The organism is Pseudoalteromonas sp. MSK9-3 (genome assembly GCF_003590335.1).
Taxonomy (GTDB): Bacteria; Pseudomonadota; Gammaproteobacteria; order Enterobacterales; family Alteromonadaceae; genus Pseudoalteromonas.
In genome coordinates, this window is record NZ_MIET01000032.1 from 216,153 (window position 1) to 235,842 (window position 19,690).

Annotated in this window: 17 protein-coding genes; 6 read left to right on the forward strand and 11 right to left on the reverse strand. The window is 41.1% G+C overall.

The features are described 5' to 3' along the window. Positions 1-151: 151 nt before the first annotated feature. A complete protein-coding gene (gene tyrS, locus BGP78_RS15045) occupies positions 152-1,351 on the reverse strand; it encodes a tyrosine--tRNA ligase (protein ID WP_119862172.1) in 1,200 nt (399 codons plus the stop codon). 149 nt (positions 1,352-1,500) lie between these two features. On the opposite strand from tyrS, the gene BGP78_RS15050 reads away from it, so the two are divergent. Continuing rightward, positions 1,501-2,832 carry a peptidoglycan DD-metalloendopeptidase family protein gene (locus BGP78_RS15050; protein ID WP_119862136.1) on the forward strand — a complete coding sequence of 444 codons (1,332 nt, stop codon included), beginning with the start codon at positions 1,501-1,503 and terminating at the stop codon, positions 2,830-2,832. 321 nt (positions 2,833-3,153) lie between these two features. On the opposite strand, the gene BGP78_RS15055 is transcribed toward BGP78_RS15050, so the two are convergent. After that, positions 3,154-5,373, reverse strand: a complete 2,220-nt coding sequence (locus tag BGP78_RS15055) for an EAL domain-containing protein (RefSeq protein WP_119862137.1) — start codon at positions 5,371-5,373, stop codon at positions 3,154-3,156. Between the two features lie 235 nt (positions 5,374-5,608). Between BGP78_RS15055 and BGP78_RS15060 the strand changes: the two genes are divergently transcribed. Together BGP78_RS15060 and BGP78_RS15065 are read left to right on the forward strand one after the other, a co-directional pair. Next, positions 5,609-6,091, forward strand: a complete 483-nt coding sequence (locus BGP78_RS15060) for a hypothetical protein (protein WP_182912294.1) — start codon at positions 5,609-5,611, stop codon at positions 6,089-6,091. Then, entirely contained in the window at positions 6,088-6,966 is an 879-nt protein-coding gene (locus BGP78_RS15065; protein WP_119862139.1) for a TIGR03899 family protein, read from the forward strand. The genes BGP78_RS15060 and BGP78_RS15065 overlap by 4 nt, the downstream gene beginning before the upstream one ends. A 100-nt stretch (positions 6,967-7,066) precedes the next feature. Here the strand turns inward: BGP78_RS15065 and BGP78_RS15070 are convergent, their stop codons facing one another. From BGP78_RS15070 to dusA, 7 genes are all read right to left on the reverse strand, one after another. After that, positions 7,067-7,828 (reverse strand): TIGR04219 family outer membrane beta-barrel protein, encoded by a 762-nt coding sequence (locus BGP78_RS15070; protein WP_119862140.1) that lies wholly within the window; start codon positions 7,826-7,828, stop codon positions 7,067-7,069. Positions 7,829-7,831: 3 nt separating this feature from the next. Then, the gene (locus BGP78_RS15075) at positions 7,832-8,809 is read right to left on the reverse strand and encodes a DUF2333 family protein (RefSeq protein ID WP_119862141.1); all 978 of its coding nucleotides are present in this window, start codon (positions 8,807-8,809) and stop codon (positions 7,832-7,834) included. A 2-nt stretch (positions 8,810-8,811) separates the two neighbouring features. Beyond that, positions 8,812-9,336: a copper chaperone PCu(A)C gene (locus BGP78_RS15080; RefSeq protein WP_119862142.1), complete on the reverse strand. Its 525-nt coding sequence runs from the start codon at positions 9,334-9,336 to the stop codon at positions 8,812-8,814. 90 nt (positions 9,337-9,426) lie between these two features. Then, positions 9,427-9,747, reverse strand: a complete 321-nt coding sequence (locus BGP78_RS15085; RefSeq protein ID WP_119862143.1) for a hypothetical protein — start codon at positions 9,745-9,747, stop codon at positions 9,427-9,429. 16 nt (positions 9,748-9,763) lie between these two features. After that, positions 9,764-9,973 carry a PspC domain-containing protein gene (locus BGP78_RS15090; RefSeq protein WP_010361487.1) on the reverse strand — a complete coding sequence of 70 codons (210 nt, stop codon included), beginning with the start codon at positions 9,971-9,973 and terminating at the stop codon, positions 9,764-9,766. Between the two features lie 103 nt (positions 9,974-10,076). Next, positions 10,077-10,754 (reverse strand): PspA/IM30 family protein, encoded by a 678-nt coding sequence (locus tag BGP78_RS15095; protein ID WP_119862144.1) that lies wholly within the window; start codon positions 10,752-10,754, stop codon positions 10,077-10,079. Positions 10,755-10,987: 233 nt separating this feature from the next. Next, positions 10,988-12,001: a tRNA dihydrouridine(20/20a) synthase DusA gene (dusA, locus tag BGP78_RS15100; protein ID WP_119862145.1), complete on the reverse strand. Its 1,014-nt coding sequence runs from the start codon at positions 11,999-12,001 to the stop codon at positions 10,988-10,990. A gap of 356 nt (positions 12,002-12,357) precedes the next feature. On the opposite strand from dusA, the gene BGP78_RS15105 reads away from it, so the two are divergent. Then, positions 12,358-12,807: an REP-associated tyrosine transposase gene (locus BGP78_RS15105; protein ID WP_119862146.1), complete on the forward strand. Its 450-nt coding sequence runs from the start codon at positions 12,358-12,360 to the stop codon at positions 12,805-12,807. 491 nt (positions 12,808-13,298) lie between these two features. Beyond that, the gene (locus BGP78_RS15110; RefSeq protein ID WP_119862147.1) at positions 13,299-13,976 is read left to right on the forward strand and encodes a hypothetical protein; all 678 of its coding nucleotides are present in this window, start codon (positions 13,299-13,301) and stop codon (positions 13,974-13,976) included. A 296-nt stretch (positions 13,977-14,272) separates the two neighbouring features. On the opposite strand, the gene BGP78_RS15115 is transcribed toward BGP78_RS15110, so the two are convergent. After that, entirely contained in the window at positions 14,273-15,832 is a 1,560-nt protein-coding gene (locus BGP78_RS15115) for a hypothetical protein (protein ID WP_119862148.1), read from the reverse strand. 489 nt (positions 15,833-16,321) lie between these two features. On the opposite strand from BGP78_RS15115, the gene BGP78_RS15120 reads away from it, so the two are divergent. Next, positions 16,322-18,436: a YjbH domain-containing protein gene (locus BGP78_RS15120; RefSeq protein WP_259386332.1), complete on the forward strand. Its 2,115-nt coding sequence runs from the start codon at positions 16,322-16,324 to the stop codon at positions 18,434-18,436. A gap of 168 nt (positions 18,437-18,604) precedes the next feature. Here BGP78_RS15120 and wecA read toward each other — a convergent pair whose 3' ends face one another. Beyond that, on the reverse strand, positions 18,605-19,684 hold the full coding sequence (gene wecA / locus BGP78_RS15125) for a UDP-N-acetylglucosamine--undecaprenyl-phosphate N-acetylglucosaminephosphotransferase (protein WP_119862149.1): 1,080 nt from the start codon (positions 19,682-19,684) through the stop codon (positions 18,605-18,607). Positions 19,685-19,690 lie beyond the last annotated feature (6 nt).

Here is a 19,690-nt window from a genome sequence, read left to right on the forward strand (position 1 = left end):
GTTTGCTTTCAAAACACTTTCTATTCCAAAACCCTTATCCAAACCTGAGGTTAATAACGTTCTACAACTCATAATAAGAGTAACAAAAATGGCCAGCAATGCTGACCATTTTATATTAAATCGTACTCTAGTAACGAGCTAAAAAATTAACTTAGCTAACTGTGATCTTTGCAAATTTACGTTTACCAACTTGGTAAATCGCCGTTGTGCCTTTTTCAATAGCAAGCTTAGTGTCAGTCACCTTCTCTTCGCCATTTAACTTAACAGCACCTTGCTTGATCATACGCATGGCTTCCGAGGTACTCGCCACTAACCCAGCTTCTTTTAGTAAAGCGGTGATAAACGTCGTCTGCTCAGCAATTTCGATTGTCATCTCGGGGATGTCATCTGGTAGTGCATTTTTTTGAAAACGCTGAATAAAATCTTGATGTGCCGCTTGTGCATCTTCTTCACTATGAAAACGCGCGATCATTTCTTTCGCAAAATCAATTTTAATATCACGAGGGTTACGCCCATTGGCGACTTCTTGCTTTAAAGCAGCAATGTCGTCAAGTGATAACGCACTTAATAGCTCGTAATAACGCCACATAAGATCATCAGAGATAGACATCACTTTACCAAACATATCTGTTGGTGCATCGGTGATCCCAATATAATTCCCTAAAGACTTAGACATTTTTTGAACACCGTCAGTCCCTTCTAGTAGCGGCATCATCAGTACTGTTTGTGGTTTTTGTCCTTCAGATTTTTGTAGCTCACGACCCATTAGCAAATTAAAGCGTTGGTCAGTACCACCTAGTTCAACATCGGCCTCAAGCGCAACTGAATCCCAGCCTTGCACTAATGGATATAAGAACTCATGAATGGCAATTGATTGGCCATTAGCATAACGCTTTTTAAAATCATCACGTTCAAGCATACGAGCAACAGTTTGGTTAGCTGCAAGCTTGATCATACCTGCACTGCCTAATTGTTCCATCCAAGTAGAATTGAACGCAACCGTGGTTTTAGCCGGATCTAAGATCTTAAACACTTGCTCTTTATACGTTTCTGCATTGGCAAGAACATCTTCACGCGTTAACGGCTTACGCGTTACATTTTTTCCTGTTGGGTCACCAATCATTCCTGTGAAATCACCAATCAAGAAAATCACTTCATGGCCTAGGTCTTGAAAGGTCTTAAGTTTATTGATCAGAACAGTGTGGCCTAAATGTAAATCAGGGGCTGTTGGATCAAAACCAGCTTTGATCTTCAGCTTTTTACCTGACTTTAGCCTTTCTTGTAATTCGTCCTCAATCAGGATCTCCTCTGCACCGCGTTTTATCTCTGCAAATGCAGTATCTAAGTCCACCATTCATCACTCCAAAAAATTCAGTTTATTGGTCGATTCTAGCCTATATTTGGATCAGTTTAAATGCACAAAATACTGGTATTAACGCTTTATTGCGTATATCCTGCAATAATATTTATTATATTTCTTGACATCAGAAAAGGCGCTTTATGGTGAACGTGGTGCACAAGCTCCCTAAAAAACACAAACTGCTAATTCTGGGCGTTGCGTCAGCAATGGCTATTGTTGCTTTAATTCCGTCAGAAAAAGCCACTGCATCCAAAGACCACGATAAAAAAGCATTAGAAGTCGGCAAGCGGTATGAACTCCCCGTTAAAGTCAGTGAGCAGCCTGAACAACTTACTGAACTAAGTGCTATCGATAGCAAAAGTACAGTGCCTCAAGCGCATATTGAGTACCACTTTGAAGATCATCAAGTGAAATCGGGTGATAGCCTAGCCAGCATATTCAAGCGAGCTGGCTTTTCGGCAAAAACGCTTCATACATTGGTTAATACTAATGAAGAAACACGTAAGCTCACTAAAATTCACCCTGGCGAAACACTCAGTTTTGCGAGTGATCAAAGTGGTGCACTCGCACAACTCAAATACGTTCTGTCAAAAACAGACACGTTATTAGTAACGCTCAATGACCAAGGTCGCTATGACACAGCGATTGAAAGTAAAGAAATTGACACCATCGAAAAGTCGGCCAGTGGTGAAATTGCATCAAGCTTTTGGACTGCGGGCATCGCTGCGGGCTTAAGCGAAAGACAAATTATGAACTTTGCCGATATATTTGGTTGGGATGTGGATTTTGCCAATGATATTCGTAAAGGTGATCAGTTTGCTATTATCTATGAATCTCACTATGTCGAAGGTGAAGAGATTGGCAATGGCAAAATTATCGCCGCTGAGTTTATTAACCAAGGCGAGCGCTATACCGCAATAAGGCATACAGACAATAACTTTTATACCGCGCAAGGCCGCAGTATGAAAAAGGCTTTCTTACGCGCGCCGGTTAACTTCAAATATATAAGCTCTAACTTTAACCCTCGACGTTTACACCCAGTCACGGGACGCCGCTCTGCGCACAGAGGTATTGATTACGCAGCAAGAACGGGAACACCTGTCGTTTCATCTGGTAATGGTAAAGTAATAAAATCGGCCTATAACCGGTTAAACGGTAACTACGTATTCATACAACATGGTAGTAAATACGTTACCAAATATCTGCACCTCAATAAGCGTCATGTAAAAAATGGTCAAAAGGTTAAGCAGGGTCAAAAAATTGGGACTGTCGGTGCGACGGGCCGTGTTACTGGCGCACATTTACACTATGAGTTTTTGGTAAATGGTGTGCATAGAAACCCTAGAACAGTGACGTTGCCAAAGTCACAGCCACTGCCTAAAGCGGAACTGGCCAAATTTAAGCCAATCGCAAAAACGTTATTGGCTCAGCTGCAAAAGCATAGAGAATTGCAGTTGGCACTCAACAAATAAACGTAGTAGCTATATTCGAGTTAGAGTCACTAGCTAATACTAATAGCTAACCTTAGCATATAAAAAAACCTCATCTAGATGAGGTTTTTTTATTTCGCAATTGGACGTTTTATATCAATCGTAGTTAGTGGCGAGCTTCATTAAGGTTAACAGTGGAAAGTCGTTAATTAACAGAGCAGAAATTTACTAGCAAAGTTAAAAGTTACGTTACCGTAGTTAATACTCAATTTAAACCTCAAAGAGTGAGCGTACTTAGACTGAAAGCACCGCCCACCCCGTTCAAAGTACAACCAATGAACCTAAGCCTATGCTTCGTTGCTACTAGTTTGGTTTATGCGTTTTTAAAAAAGCCATTAACTCATTGCTAGGCATCGGTTTTGCGTACATAAAACCTTGTACTTCATCACACCCTAGCTGTTTCAACAAATCGGCCTGAGCTTGTGTTTCAACCCCTTCAGCAATAGTTTTCAAACCCAAGTGACGACCCAATGACACCACCAAATCGGCAATAGCACCGCTGTCATTATCTGGAATATCTTTTACAAATGCTCGGTCAATTTTCAACCTTGCTAACGGAAGCTTTTGCAAGTAACTTAATGAAGAGAACCCTGTGCCAAAATCATCAATCGCCACTTCAACACCAAATTCTTGTAACTCTTGTAAGGTATCAATCACCACACCGATTTCATCCATAACGACACTTTCGGTTACTTCCAGCTCAATCTTTTTAGGGTCAACCTTGTGGGCTAACAAGGTGTCTTTAACGCCCTGTGCATAATTGGCGACTTTAAATTGTGGCACAGATACATTCACCGCCACACTAATGTTCATACCAATGTCCACTAGCTTCTTTTGTTGTAAACAAGCTTGCTCTAACACCCATTGCCCAATATCAACTATTAAACCTGCGTCTTCCGCCAGCGGTACAAAAATAGCAGGAGAAATATAATGGCCATTGTCAGATGGCCAACGCAGTAAAGCCTCACAACCTATCACCTCTAGGGTATCGAGTGATAATTGTGGTTGATACCACACTTCCAACTTTCCATACTCAAAATCTTGTCTTAATTGGCGAATTAAGCCCAATCGCCACGCCATTTTCTCTTCTAAATCTGGTGAATACCAATCTAAAAACTTTTTACCTTGTTTGGCTTGATTTAAAGCAATATACGCCAGCTTTAAAGTATCTAACCCCTGCTGGCTGAAGTCACTTTGCTCACAAACACCAACATGAAAATGCATCGTTAAAATGTGTTCATTAACTTGATACGGTATCATTAACGCGTCAATGAAATGCTGCTCATCGAAACTACTTTTAGGTAATAACAAACCAAATACATCTGCGCCAATTCTGGCGATCAGCTCTGAATCAATAAACTCTTGCTGTAATCGCTGCATAACAACCAAAAGTAACTGATTACCTACTTCTTGACCTAAACCATTATTAATATCCGAAAACTGAGCTATGTCTATCAGTACAAATAGCAATTCATTGTGGTTTTCAGGCGCTTTACCATTGCCTTCAATGTAATAGCGTTCAACCTGCTGCGCAAAGCTGCTTCTATTTGGTAGTTTCGTGAGGGGATCTTTATAAGCAACATCCCGAAGTTCATTAAACAACTTGATGTTGTCTAAACCCACACTGACATTGGCTAAAAATATTTCCATAAACTGTAACTGAGCAGGGTTAGGCTTTACATCCAATTCGAGATATACCGCTGCACGACGGCTTTTACCTTGTAGCAATACTGTAATGTCATGCTCTGTTTGTTGATGTTTTTCATAATCAAAACAGTTTTGTACTTGCATGATCACTCGGCCGTTATCCAACTGCTCAAGACCTTGACCAAAGAATGCCTGATAGTCCGAGGTTCCCCCTAAAACGAGAATTCGTTTATCGTCACCGTGAATGCCACTGACAATTCCATTGGGTTCGCTGCCTAAAATTTTGGCCAGCTGCATAACCACAGCCAACCCAAACGTTTTCATGTCACTGTGACCTAAAATCGCATGTGATGCTTCAAGAATACGTGTCAATGCGGTGCTTTGTGCTTCTAGTTCACAAATTTGCTGATAAGATCGGATCGCCGTCATTAATGACGTCACCAACTTACTGCGGGTGAGCTCCGTTTTCATTTTATAATCGTTAATGTCGTATTCGCGTATAACTTGTTCTTCAGGGGCATAACCAGGTTGCCCTGTTCTTAAAATAATACGTACATTATGATTTTGTAGTTCATCGCGTACACGCTTAACAACCGTTAAACCTGCGTCATCACTTTCCATTACTACATCGAGTAATAAAATACATATCTCAGGATTATGAATTAGCGCTTCAATCGCCTCTTTCCCCGAGTACGCATGATGAAATCGTAGCGAACGCCCCCAAAATTCGACCCCAGAAAGCGCCAGCTTAGTCACAGAATGAATTTCAGGATCGTCATCTACTACAAGCACATCCCAAAAATCATTGGTAGCCGCTTGTTCATGCGTTTCTTCATCATGATCTAAAAACAAAAAATCATCTTGCTCAGACGCCATTCTCTATCCTTCAACCCACTTACCGCTTTAAAGTTAAAGCTTTGCGCTTAATCGCATGTTTACCATACTACGAAATGTGGTACATTTTTACTACCACGTTCGAAATTTATTAACACCCAAGAAATATTATAGACGATGTTCAAACACTTGCGTGAAGTATGTTGATAAATAAAACTAGGAGCAACTTATTAAACTTTTTATATCCAGTGCTAAAGCTCTTTTATTTGTGGGGTTATTGTTCATCACACTTGGCTTATTGCTATCTCATCAGTATCAAGTGCATCGAAGTCAAACAATCACTACAACGCAGCCTTATGCATTTAATCTCTTGTTAGATCTTAAAAACTGGCCAAGCATCATGGCTTGGCACCGATTAGCTGGTGTAAAAAACATTAATGTATCCACGCCGAGTAGCGGGGTTGGTGCACATATTGAGCTTGCCCATACATTAGGGCATTTAGAAATAACAATTGTAAAACAAAGCGACAACAATTTAGAATTCTCATTGCTTATAAACGATGAGCATATCGGGGCTGGTCGATTGACAAGCACACAATCAGCCAATGAAACAAAAATTGAATGGCACCTTAGTGGCATGATCCACTCTAGCTTATTCGGTGGCTATATGGCGCTCTATTGTGAGTTTTACCTAGAACAAATGGTAATATCAGCAATCAACAACATGAATACCCAAGTAAAGTTACAGGCAACGCAATGACCGTAAAAAATGCACAAGTAAAATCAAGCTTAGCGCTTCTTATTGAAGAGAAGCTTGGCGTCACTATGATAAAAAAAGTCCATAGAGGCGCACATACAGGCTCTGATGATAGCTACAGTGCGCAAGGAAAGACACCCATTGACTATGTTGTGCAGAGTAACGATAGCCCGTTAAAAAGAGCGTTAAAACGTCAGCAACTCACCAAAATACAGCGCCAACTCAACATTGAAGCGATTATGGCAAACGCGTTGGCTCTGTGCCCTGATGTTACTAGTCGCGGCCGACCAGATCCTGACTGGTTAGAACACTTTATCGACTTAGCAGAAGACATTGCAAATCAGTCTATGCAAAAGCTGTGGGCAAAAATTTTAGTGGGTGAAACCGTCTCCCCAGGTACCTTTTCAATTAAAAGCTTACAAACCCTCAAGCAAATGACACAGCGAGAAGCAACCGCTTTACAAAAGTGTGCCCCGTTATGCGGGTATCTAGCAAAAGAAGACAGCTATATTATTTTAATTGGATATTACAAAAAGCCATCATTTTTCGACTTATTGCGTAAGGGCAACAAAGAATCTATTAACCTCAGTAAAGCGGGGCTCAGCTTTCCTAATGTATTAACTTTAATGGATATTGGGCTACTGTATAGACAAGAAATAGAGTCATCTAATTTAAAACCTGAACAGCCGTTCTCTTTGTCATTTCAAGGGAAAACACTCTCATTAACAGCAAAAAGTAATGATTTGGTGTTGAGCTATTACAAACTAACGCAAACAGGAGATGAATTAAAAAAGCTCATTACCGTTCCAATAAACAAACAATATAAAGGGCAATTAGAACAGGCTTTTAATGAAGAATTTGACTGTAATTGGGGGTAAATCCCTCTCTTAAATACCGGAGTGATTGATGAAATTAACATAAAAAAAACCCTGAATTATCAGGGTTTAAGTAAATTATTAAGTGATGTACACATCAGTATTAAAAATGCAGTTGAATACCAGCAAATGGACCAGATGTATCAATGTCCGTGCTAATATCATCAACGTCATCGAGTTCTAATTTCATTGAGCGGTAACCAGCACGAATTGCCACATCAACAGCCAAGTTATCAATCACTTCCCACGCAATACCTACCTGGTAATCACTGATCTTACTATCATCAATTGCCAGCATGCTACCCTCAGCAAAGACACTCAACCCTGTCATAGGTAAGCCAACTTCAGCACGTAAATAGCCAAGAGGTACCACACCAGAGAAATCTCTGGTTTCAGTGATTGATTGCCCCTCTGCTGTGCCCGCTAACTGAATTGAACCGTCAAACTGTTTAAAATTCAAACCAAAGTCAAACGACACTAAATCATTGTCAAATAGCTCATAGTATAATGTGTAATCAATATGGTTTAAGTCTGTCACTGTATTTGCTTGCGTGCCAACCGTGTAGTTCTTACCATTAAACTCAAACGTTTCAGATAAAGTAGCAGAGCCATTCAATTCCAATTCAGTGTATTTCAACTTAATATTAGGTACTAATGGAATTGGATGTTCAAGGGCAGCATAAAAACTGCTAAACGTTTCGTCTTTAAAATCAAACGATTGGGCATTGCCTTTTTCTTGATAGCTCCCCGAGCTATCAGCTTGCCAGCCTTCTGCTCCTAAATATAAACCAAGTAGAGTATCGGCATGTGCTACCGGGGCCAAACTTGCCATAGACAAAGCTGCAACTAGACAGTACTTTTTCATTTTTTATCCTTGCGCTAAAAGTTCACTAAGTTCAATAAGAGCTGCATTAGCTCGTGAAATATAATTTGCCATAACCAACGAGTGATTAGCAACAAAACCAAAACCACTGCCGTTGAGGATCATCGGGCTCCAAACGGTTTCTTGAGTTGCCTCTAATTCACGAATGATTTGTTGTAAGCTCACCCGCGCATTTTTCTTTTCTAATACGTCAGCAAAATCATGCTCTACGGCTTTCAAAAAATGTAGCAGCGCCCAACTTGCGCCACGTGACTCGTAAAATACGTCGTCGATTTTCCACCAAGACGTTTTCACTTGCGCGCTACTTGGTGCATAAGTCGCTTGCTCTGCAGCACTGTCACCCGCCAAGTCAGTGTTGACTCTATCTTGGCCTACGCTTGCGCTTAAACGTTGGCTCAAGCTACCTAAGCGCTTCTCAGCTTCTTTTAACCAGCCCCTTAGATTATCGGCTCTAGCATAAAATTGGCTATCGCGATTGTTGGGATCGGCAATCTGGTCTCGATACGCTATCAAGTGTTCAATACCCACGCGGTACTCACCCTCAGCGCTTGGCCAAGCCCATGCTGTTGAACTAATGTTAAACTGAGGTTGTGCCTTTTTAAGTGCCAAATGTTCTGTGGACTGTGATTGAGAGCGGCTAAAATCTTTACGCATAGACAACGCAAGATCTCGTACCATTTCTAAAGCACCATACTCCCATGCAGGCATGTTATCCATAAACACGCTGGGCGGAAGCATATCATTTGATAAATACCCTCCCGGCTTATCAAGTAACGTTGCGCTCACTTCAACTAAAGTATTAGCAGTGACATAACCAATCACTGGCTTCTTTGTAGTTTGCTGCTGCGCAACAGCGACCACATCGAAAACATCGGGCTCCGAGCTCCAATATACGGCTAAAATATAGCCCAACAATACCAAGCCAACTAAGCCTGCTATTATTTTATTTAAATATTGCTGCATTATTAATCCTCATGATGGTGATGTGCTTTTTCTACCTTTTTAAATGAATCTTTCAATGAAACAACATCTATCATTGTAAAAACGTGGCTGCCATTTGCAAAATGTAGCGTTAATTTTCGCTTTTCGCCCGCCTTCAAAGCATACTCAGGTTCAAAGGCCATTAAATGGTAACCGCCCGGCTGAAATTTTACTTGTTCATTCGCAGCCACTGTTAACTTGTTTACTTGCTGCATTTTCATCATACCATTGTGGTGAACATGCTCATGGATCTCGACCCGCCCTAATCCTTTAATCGTGGCTTTAACCAGTTCAAGGTCATTGTGAGAGCGGTTATTTAAAGTAAAGTAGGCGGCTGTAGAGCGAGAGGCTGGCAGGAAAGCCCGAACTTTAGCATCCGTTATGACAATATGAGCTTCATTTTGAACCTGACCGCTGCTTTCGTGTGTTGAGTGTTCATTATGTTGATGAGAAAGTGCAAAAGTCGAAACAGCAAGGCCGCTGGCCAACGCCATAAATTTAGCAAACATATGCTTTCCTTAAATAAAATAGCAACTATTTAAATCATACCATGAAGTCAGTAATTTGAAGTAAATAGTTTACGCATATGAAGTCTAAAATCATGTAGATAAACCCTCGCTTAACAGCCAGCCTAATGCCACTAACATTAATAACGGAACAGCGATAATAATAGAATTAAAAAGCAGCGCTAACACCACCCCAATTAACAAAACCAGTGCTAGCCCCACTACGCCAATGCTAAGCAATGCAAGCAGCGCAATCACCAGTACTATGCCGACTAACAAACCTGCGAGTTCCATACCTACCCAGCTTAGTTCATTAAAAAAGTTTGGAATGCTTATCCAAGCAAGCGGTGCATTCAACCACGAAATTGTAGAAAATAAAAACAGGGCAGCCAATATTAAAAATACAGTTTTCATCGCTTGCTCCTTAGCCTTATTTAGTTGGCATCGTATAATAAGCGACGCCATACGCGATAACGGTTAAAAGAGGAAATTTCAAAAATACAAAGAGCGCCAACACCCGAGTTAACCAACGAGGTAAATTAAACCGCTCCGCAAGGCCGGCGCAAACACCGCCCAACTTTTTATTTTTGATGTGACGAAAACATTGCTGCTTAAAATTAGATTTAGATTGTGTATACATAACGCCTCCAAAATACCGACTTATATTGGTGAGCCTAGCTTTGGTTTTAAAAAAGAGTTTAAAGCTCACCGGTAAAACGCGTGTTCAAGGTTTAGTACCGAGCTTAATTTGCAGCTTGTTGAGACTTCTCTGCGACTTGCTGCTTTAATTTTGCCAGCTCACTCGACAGCTGCTCTTCTTTTTCTAATGCATCAAACTGCGCCTGTGTGCTTTGCTGACCTAAATCATAGCTATCTACTTCCGATTCAATACGATCTACTTTACGCTCTAGCTGTGTAAATCGCGTCAGTACACTTTCAACTTCGTCACAAGCCAGAGTTTGCCTAATACGCGCTCGTGCCGACACAACTCTCTCATGCCTTGATAACTGCTGCTCTTTTACATTCAATGCCGTTATTTTAGCCACAATACGGTCTGCATCGTCATTCAGCTTAGCAAGCGCATCTGACAATGAAACAAGCTGAGGCTGAGCCGCCTCAATGTGCGCTTGTGCTGTATGCTTATGACTGAGTGCAGCCTTGGCCAGATCTTCTCTGTCTTTACTTAACGCATGTTCCGCTTTTTGTTGCCAATCATTCACTTGCTTTTGATGAGCAGCAATTTTTCGTGAAAGTGACTTTTGTTCACACATAACCGTGGCTGCAGTCGCACGGCACTGTGCTAACGTGTCTTGCAATTCAATTTTAATTTGTGCAGTCATCTTTTTTGGGTCTTCAGCTTTATCTAAAAAAGCTGACACTTCTGATTTAATGAGATCTTCAATTCGATTGATTAAGGCCATGATCTGCTCCTTTGCATTGGCGTAAACATAACTAATAAAACTTGATATAAACAATATGTTCCAAGCTTTATGCCAAAGATTAAAAGCAAATTAAATTCAATAACTTAAGAGTATAACGAGTATTTCATAGAGGGAATATAATGAAGGTTTTGACTAAAAAGTGGTGATTTAAACTAAAAAAGCCACACAATAAAATTGTATGGCTTTTTTAAATTCAGTGTTTATGCAAATATTTACTCAGGAACACACTTCAGTGCTTTTTCCATCACGCTTATATCAGCGCCCTGTTTGTGACCATTCTCTGACAAGTGGCGTCTAAACGCACGCCCACCTGGCTGACTTTGAAAAATACCCAACATATGACGTGCAATATGCCAAAAGTTAGCACCTTGTGTCATTTGCGCTTCAAAGTAGTCATACATACTGCGCACTACCTCATGACGGCTTTGCGTAAAGGCAGGCTCACCATATAAAAGTTCATCGACTTGACTCAACATATAAGGGTTGCTGTAGGCTTCACGACCGATCATCACACCATCTAAATGCGCCAAGTGTTGCTGACAATCATCCAGGGTTTTAACTCCGCCATTAATGCTGATGTGCAGATCTGCGAAGTCTTTTTTCAGTTGATATACTCGCGGGTAGTCAAGCGGAGGCACTTCGCGGTTTTCTTTCGGGCTTAATCCTTTTAACCACGCTTTTCGCGCGTGAATAATAAAGTCATCACAGCCAACTTGTTGCGATGCCTCAATTAGCGCCGTTAAAAATTCATATGAATCTTGCTCATCTATACCAATACGCGTTTTAACCGTAACAGGAATATCAACCTCAGCTTTCATCGCCGCAACACACTCTGCCACCAGCTGGGGTTCAGCCATTAAGCAAGCGCCAAATCGACCGTTTTGAACTCGGTCTGAGGGGCAACCAACATTTAAATTAATTTCATTGTAACCATATTCGCCAGCACGTTTAGCGCATTCGGCTAACGCTTTAGGGTCAGAGCCACCCAGCTGCAATGCCACAGGCATTTCATGATCGCCAAACGCCAAGTAATCCCCTTTACCAAATAAAATGGCACCGGTTGTGATCATTTCGGTATACAGCACCGCATGTTTAGTCAATTTGCGGTGAAAGGTCCTGCAATGTTTGTCAGTCCAATCCAACATAGGTGCTACGGAGAAACGCCTAAAATCACCACCTTGTGTAATTAGATGATCATTTTTAATTATTTTTTCGATTTGGCTCATTATCAACTCCGCAACGCAAAACATTAGACAGTCATAAATTAGGTCGCGCAGTATACACGATACACAGTAAAACTGCATGCATTAGGTAGGAGAGTGTTTACCGTTCGCTTAAACCCTCAATTTAAAAGCGCGGCGTAAAGCCCCGCCAATAACCCAAATAAAACCACCCCATCGTAGGCGAACGTTTACCGTTCGCTTTAAACCCTCAAATCAAAAAAGCGCGGCATAAAGCCCCACCAACGTCCGAATTAAAACCAACCACCGTAGGCGAACGTTTATAGTTCGCTTAAACTATCAATGAACGCATTTACCTACTACCTTTTACCAACACACACGCTAATTTTCATGGATGAAATATGCATAAATCACACTTGCTGAGGAAAGGTCGAGTTTCAATACCACACCACTATTACTCCATCACCCTCGTCACATATAAAAGAACACCCTACTTCTCGTCTTTAGCAATAAACCGACTCGTGACAAAACAGCTAGTTGAGCGCTGTGAAAAACTATTAATCGATTTAATTGCCTTTGTGATCATGCCAGATCATATTCACCTACTTATTCAACTATCCACGACAACGACCTTGAGTGACTTCATACGTTCATTTAAAGGCACATTGACGAGCATACTTCGCCCGTTAATAAACAATCAACGACTATGGCAACGCGATTACTATGACCATATGATCCGAAACGAAACAGAACTACTGCATAATGCCAGGTGCATCGTTGCAAACCCTCTACGCGCGAAACTCGTACAGAAAATTGGTCAATACCCCTATTGGTGGTGCAAATACTTATAAAAAGTGCGGCGTAGGCGAACGTTTACCGCTAGCTTAGACCCCCAATTCAAAAAAGCGCGGAGTAAAGACCCGCCAACGTCCGAATTAAAACCAACCCACCGTAGGCGAACGTTTAACGTTCGCTTTAAACCCCCAATAAAAAAAGCGCGGCGTAAAGCCCCGCCAACGACCAAATTAAAACCAACCCATCGTAGGCGAACGTTTACCGTTCGCTTTAAACCCCCAATTTAAAAAGCGCGGCGTAAAGCCCCGTCAACGACCGAGAAAAACCAACCCATCGTAGGCGAGCGTTTACCGCTCGCTCAAACCCCCAATTTAAAAAGCGCGGCGTAAAGCCCCGTCAACGTCCGAATTAAAACCAACCCACCGTAGGCGAGCGTTTACCGCGCGCAAAAAAGCTCTTTTCTCCCCATAAACACAACATGTCTTTTCCATACTCCAAATACAATATAAACTAGGCACTTAAGTATAAAGTAGGTATTTAGTTCACCATGAAGTCCCATTTAGGTCGTCGAGCATTTTCAGCCATGGAGCTACACACATTGTTTAATGGCTATATTTATGGCGATGAACGGCAAAAACGTGAACAACCTAAACATTGGCATTTTTGGCTACCCTTAATTGCTTACTACACAGGCGCTTATAGCGATGAAGTTGGCAGCCTCAAACTCACAGACATAATAAAAAAAGATGGGGTACACTGCTTTAGCTTTACAACACACGGAAAGATACGCCACAGACTTATTCCGATTCATACCGCATTATGGCAAGCAGGTTTAGAAGACTATATTGAGCACGTAAAAAAAGAACAGCATTCACGTTTACTTTATGACTTACCAAGTAAATCAGGGCGTTATAGCGAAAAAGTCAGGATCTGGTTTTCTGGCGAGGGTGAGCGTTTAGGGTATTTACAAAAATGTGACTTACCTTCTATTGACCAGCAAGGTCACAAAACAGCCATCAGCAGTTTGCGTTTAAATTTCGAACAACAAATTCGCATTGCTGCATTACAACGCGCCAACAAAGCTGCATTTTACTATTTGTTAGGATTAAAAGATGAGACAACTGCCGTTCCTCTTCCGTTGAGTGCATTAAAGCAAGTGATAGCACCACTGCGCGTGATCAATAACAATGTGCACTGGGTGAGGTTTTTGGATAGGCATAATTAATTCGTAATTACTTCTTTCTGCGTAGCGCGGCATAAAGCCCCGCCAACGACCAAATTAAAACCAACCCATCGTAGTCGAACATTTACCGCTCGCTTAAACCCTAAATTCAAAAAAGCGCGGCGTAAAGCCCCGCCAACGGCCGAATAAAACCAACCATCGTAGGCGAACGTTTATCGTTCTCTTGAATACCTAAATTTCTTTATTCGTCGATAACTTTATATCTATCAACTTTCGATCGCGCACAAAAAAGCCGCTTTACAGCGGCTTTTTTTGTAACCAATATCTAACTAATTAGATTAGTTACCACCTGTAGTTGTGCTACAAGTTACATCTACATTGCCATTCTCATCAGTACCATCAGCAGTCACGGTGAAAGACGTTGTCGCACCAGCTGCTAAAGTTACGCCGCGAGGAATAACATTTACAGTATATTGTTGACCTTCAACAATATCTGCTAAAGCATAAGTACCCGCTGTTGTTTCTGAAGCAACTGCAGGCGCTTTACCTGATTGAGCATAAGATACAACCGCGCCACCTAGTGCTGCGCTTACATTTTCATCGTTTGCACACGTTGCCGTTACAGCAAATGACTCAGATACAAAAGTTTGTTGGTTTGCTAATACAACATTGGTTGTACCACAAAGGTTACCTGTTGTAGTGCCCCATGCATTACCGTTAGCATCACGTACTGTTACAGTGGCAGTTTCTGTCGCAGCAACACCACTTAAGCTAAGTGCTGTTGAATTACCAGTAATAGAAATAGTTTCAGAACGCTTAGTAGACTGGATATCTGCAAATAGGCCTGACGCAGGAATGTCATCACCTGATGTTGCTAATGTAATTGTATCAGCACAAACTGCCGCTACATCATTTGCAGCAAAGAATGTTAAGTGATCAGTCATGAAGCTACCAGCAAATGTATCACCCGTTTGCGCACCAACGGTTACAACATTCGTTTCGTTAGTCCATTGACCTGTTACTTCATCATGTGATGCAAGGCTTAACGTATCGCCTGTTTTAACCGTTTCGCCTGAGCTTAAAACTGTAGAAGCAGGGATTGCTACAGAGATTTGAATTGGGCTACTGAACTTTTTGATCTTGTTGCCTTGATCGTCCGTCATAACAACGTTCGCAACACCCACAGGCTGCGCTACAGTAGTCGTGCTACCAGCGTTTAAGCCTTCAGGGATGATTGCACCTGCCGCGTTAGAGCTGGTATCTGCAGAGCTAACATCTAAAGAGATTTGCGTACCCGATACTGGGTTACCATCAGCATCTTGTAGTTGAGTGCCTGCAGGGACAGTTACATCAGCACCCGCTTTACCACTAGCAGCATTTGCAGTGATTGCGTCACCAGTTGTTGCATTTTCAACTGTTGCTTCTACAGTATCAACCGCTACACCTTCAGCTTCAACTGATGTAAGTGCAAGTTGCACTGCAACATTACCTTCAGCACCCGTTAAGTCCATAATAAAGCTTTTAGAGATAAAGCCTTCCGCAGAAACAGTTGCTGTAACTGTTGTAAGCGTTGAGCCGTCTTTGTTTGTAAATACAAACGAGCCATCAGCCGCAGTTGTAACTGCTTCGCCATTAGCATCAACTAAATTCTCTGCAACAGCACCGTCTTCTAAAAATGAAATCGTTGCAGCAGTTATAACATTTGTGTTTGCAGCATTTACAACACTACCAGATACAACTAGGCCTAGCGCGTCAGGTGTAGTTGGTGCAACAACAACCGGATCAGTTGGTTCTACTGGTTGTACTACAACATTATTGTCGTCGTCACTGAAACAACCCGTTAGAGTTAGCGCAGCAGTAACAGACAGAGCGAGAAGTGATTTTTTATTAGCAAGCATGGTTAGTCCTTGTGTTCCTTTCAAAATTAACAACTACTTTTAAGTGCGCTGTTAACAATACATTAAATTCAACCATTACTATATGCATAGCAACAGTTAATGGCAATTTAGACATTAAAATTTAATAAAGTTAAACAGGGACTTCTTTCACTCCCTGAACTTCTGCTAATTTAAGTTTACCTAAAGTTCATACAAACCAAGGCCTAGCTTTAACTTTTAGCGTTACAAATGTAGCATATGCAGCGCAAACATCCAACAGAATAATACCTATGTACGACAAGAGATCATATTAAATGGTACTAATATGATAAACACTTGCTATTAATCATAAATTTTGTTGCTACTTTACTATTAAACTCATATTTTTCTCATCTCAACAGTAATCCGTTGGTATTTTTTATTAACCTCGATACAATCATATTTTAACGCATTTAAACTCTCGATTTTGAGTTGTTGCGACACAAAATAACACTACAACACGGTTGACTCATGCGCAAAAAAACCAACACTTTAATGTGGTCTTGCTTTATGGCAAGTACCCCTCTTATGGCTGCAACAACAGATAATCAGTCTTTTTATGGCTTTACAGGGCTAATTAACATCCCAAATGCTTATGTGGCCGACTTCGGCAGCTTACATACGCAATATAATAATCAACTTGAATACCGAGCAGATGTTGTTGATGGACATAACTTCACAATTAATACAGGCGTATTTGAGGGGTTAGAAGTAGGCGGTAAAATTGCCAGTGTGAGTATTCACGACAACCTATTTCATGAAAGTGCAAAAGGCAATTCTCAAATTCGTGATCTCTCTTTTAATGCTAAATATCAGTTGCCGTTTATTCCCAAAAATTGGTTTTCATTGGCTGTGGGCGCACAAGACATAGGCGGTGCCGCGAACAACTATAAAGCCTATTATGCAGTTGCAACCAAACGCTTAGGGAACTTTGATTTAACACTCGGTGCAGGCACGACAGATAACCTGACAAACCGACTAGATGGCGCATTCGCCGGTGTGCAATGGCATGCAACTGAGTGGTTAAGTATTACTGCAGAACACAATGGTGAAGCAACCAGCTCAGGCCTAAAACTACATGTACCAAGCAAGTGGTTAAGTAATCAACTTGCTATCAGCCTAGCTGCAAATTATTATGACCACAAACAAAGTGAAGACGATGTCTATTTTGGTATTAACTTTAAATACCAATTGAATAAGCCTGAGCATAAAAGCTTTAGGCCAATAAAGCCGGCACCACAGCTTGCGCCTCAACCCAAGCCTCACATAACCCCAATAATATCTGATTCAAACAGTTCTGGGCCAAAAGCTCCCCAACTAAAAAATAAGCCGACTTTACTGAAATCAAAGCAAGTAAAGCACACAGCCACTGACTCAGAGCTAGAGCAAACAGCCATGGCCTTTAAAGCCGCGCTGCTTGACGATGGGTTTGAAAACATTCATGTTGGTTATAGCCTATCTAGTGTGCACGTTATTATTGAAAACCATGTATTTAATCAAAACGAATTAGACGCAATAGGGTTGATATTAGGCCGACTACAAGCGCACTTTAACTACCCGGGTATGGACTTCAACTTAGTACTGCAAAAGCTAGAAGTACCGCAAATTCAAATATCAGGTCAATTAGATGATTACAGAGGCTTTATACAATCTGGCACTGCGCCTAACTTAGCCATCACCAATAGAGTGAACATACAGCACGGCGGCCTAACTTGGGTTAATTTTGGGTCGACTAATAGCCCTTATTACACCCCCCGCTTAACGCTAAGCCCAGATATTGTAAAAGGGGTAGCCACTGAACTTGGTGTACTCGACTATTCACTTGCCTTAAAAGCGCAGCTCGAGGTGCCAATTTGGCAAGGTGGCTCTATTAACGTTACCGGTACTCAAGGTATTGCCACGTCAGACGATTTTAAAGACAACAAACCTTTTACAAGGTTTCGGCATAAAGATGGCCTTACTAGCCTAACCTACAAGCAAAACTGGCAACTGCCCTTCAATATACATAACCAAACACAAATTGGTTATTACTACGAGTTTACCAATTACCTTGGGTTTAAGCACCAAAGTATGTGGATGAGTGAAAGCGGTCGTCACCAAATCAGCGCGCAGCTTGGCTACTTTGACTATCAAGATTTTGATGGTGACAAAACAATTTATAATACCAGCTATCAATATAACTTATCAGAATACGATATCAGCCTCTCCGCAAGTGTTGGTAAGTTTTTCAATAAAGACAGCGGCTATAAGCTCACCAGTAAGTTCTGGTTTGGCGACACATCACTAGACGTGTATTACCTCGACACCAAAGGTCGATTTGTCGGCATTGGCTTAACTGTGCCATTAACCCCACGTAAAGACTATGCAACATCATACGGTGTTATAAAAGGTAAACACAATTGGAGAGAGCGCATACAAACCCGTGTGGGTGAGTCACACAACAACGTGGCATTTGGATTGGGTCAATTGCCGTTTGATGATACCACAATTGAAACAGAGCTGTTTAATCAAAGTCGTTTGTCTGAAAGCTATATTCAGCATCACTTACCTAGATTGAGAGAGGTTTATAAAACCTACGCTAAGTAACCTATAAAATACCACGCCAAATAAAAAGCGAGCTACTTTCAAAAAATAGCTCGCTATATCTCATTTATTAAACTCTAACTGTTCACTATTAAACTGAGTAAGAGTAGCTTTATTTTAAAGTGAGTATTGTAATATAAAATGGTTAATTTTTTCATCAACCATGCCATGTCACTTCGCATTTTCAACCACAAGGTTAGCACCAAATATGTTATTCACTACTTTACCTAAAGTATAAACATTAGATAGCGCTGAATGATATAACCAGAATAGCAGCACAAAACCATAAAACATCAATGGCTCAGGTATAGAAAATACTTCCCCTAAAACCCCCACTAATGCGAGCAATGCAGATATCAACACAATAATCACGAGTGTTTGCCTAGAAGAAAAGCCAAGTTTTTGAAATATGTGATGAAGGTGTTCACGATCGGGTTTAAACGGCGAATCTCCTCTCTTTACTCTTCGGATCATTATTGCCGCCATGTCCATCAATGGAATGGCAATTAACCAAAGAGCTGTAACAGGTCGAATCGAGTGCGCGCCAGCTTCAGTCACTTGACTAACTGACAACAATAACCATACAACTGCAAACCCGATCATCATGCTGCCTGCATCGCCCATAAACACCTTTCTTTTACGACCTAGCAACCCAAGGTTCATACAAACATAAGGGATAATCGCGAACACAAAAATAAAGCAGATAGACGTCGTTAAGCCATCACCAAAAATAGCGCCTAACAGAGCAAGGCTTGAAAAGGTAACAATAGACAACCCACCTAACAAACCATCAATGCCATCAACCATATTAAATGCATTAATCGCCGCTATAACAGCAAAAACGGTCATAACACAACCGATTAGCGGTAAGTCGATTGACCCAAAGCCAAACGGGTTACCTAATGAGATTAATCGATAGTCTGTAAAGTGCATCATTAAAATAGCAACACAGGCTTGCAACGCTAATCGCAACTTAACACTTAAATCAAACTTATCGTCAAGTGCACCTAATATGGTGAGAAATACTAAACTTACTAACAATACAAATAACTGAGGAGCAGCCCCAGCATGTTGATACAAAAAATAAGAAACTGAGATACAAACTGAAATACCACCAGCTAACGGCACAACACCTTCGTGATGCTTTCTAGCATTTGGTTTATCAACCAACCCTATCTTTTTAGCCACTTTTCTCATTACAAACAACGTAGTGAACGAAAAGAAAAAAACGTAGGCGAGCTCGACTAACATTTACAC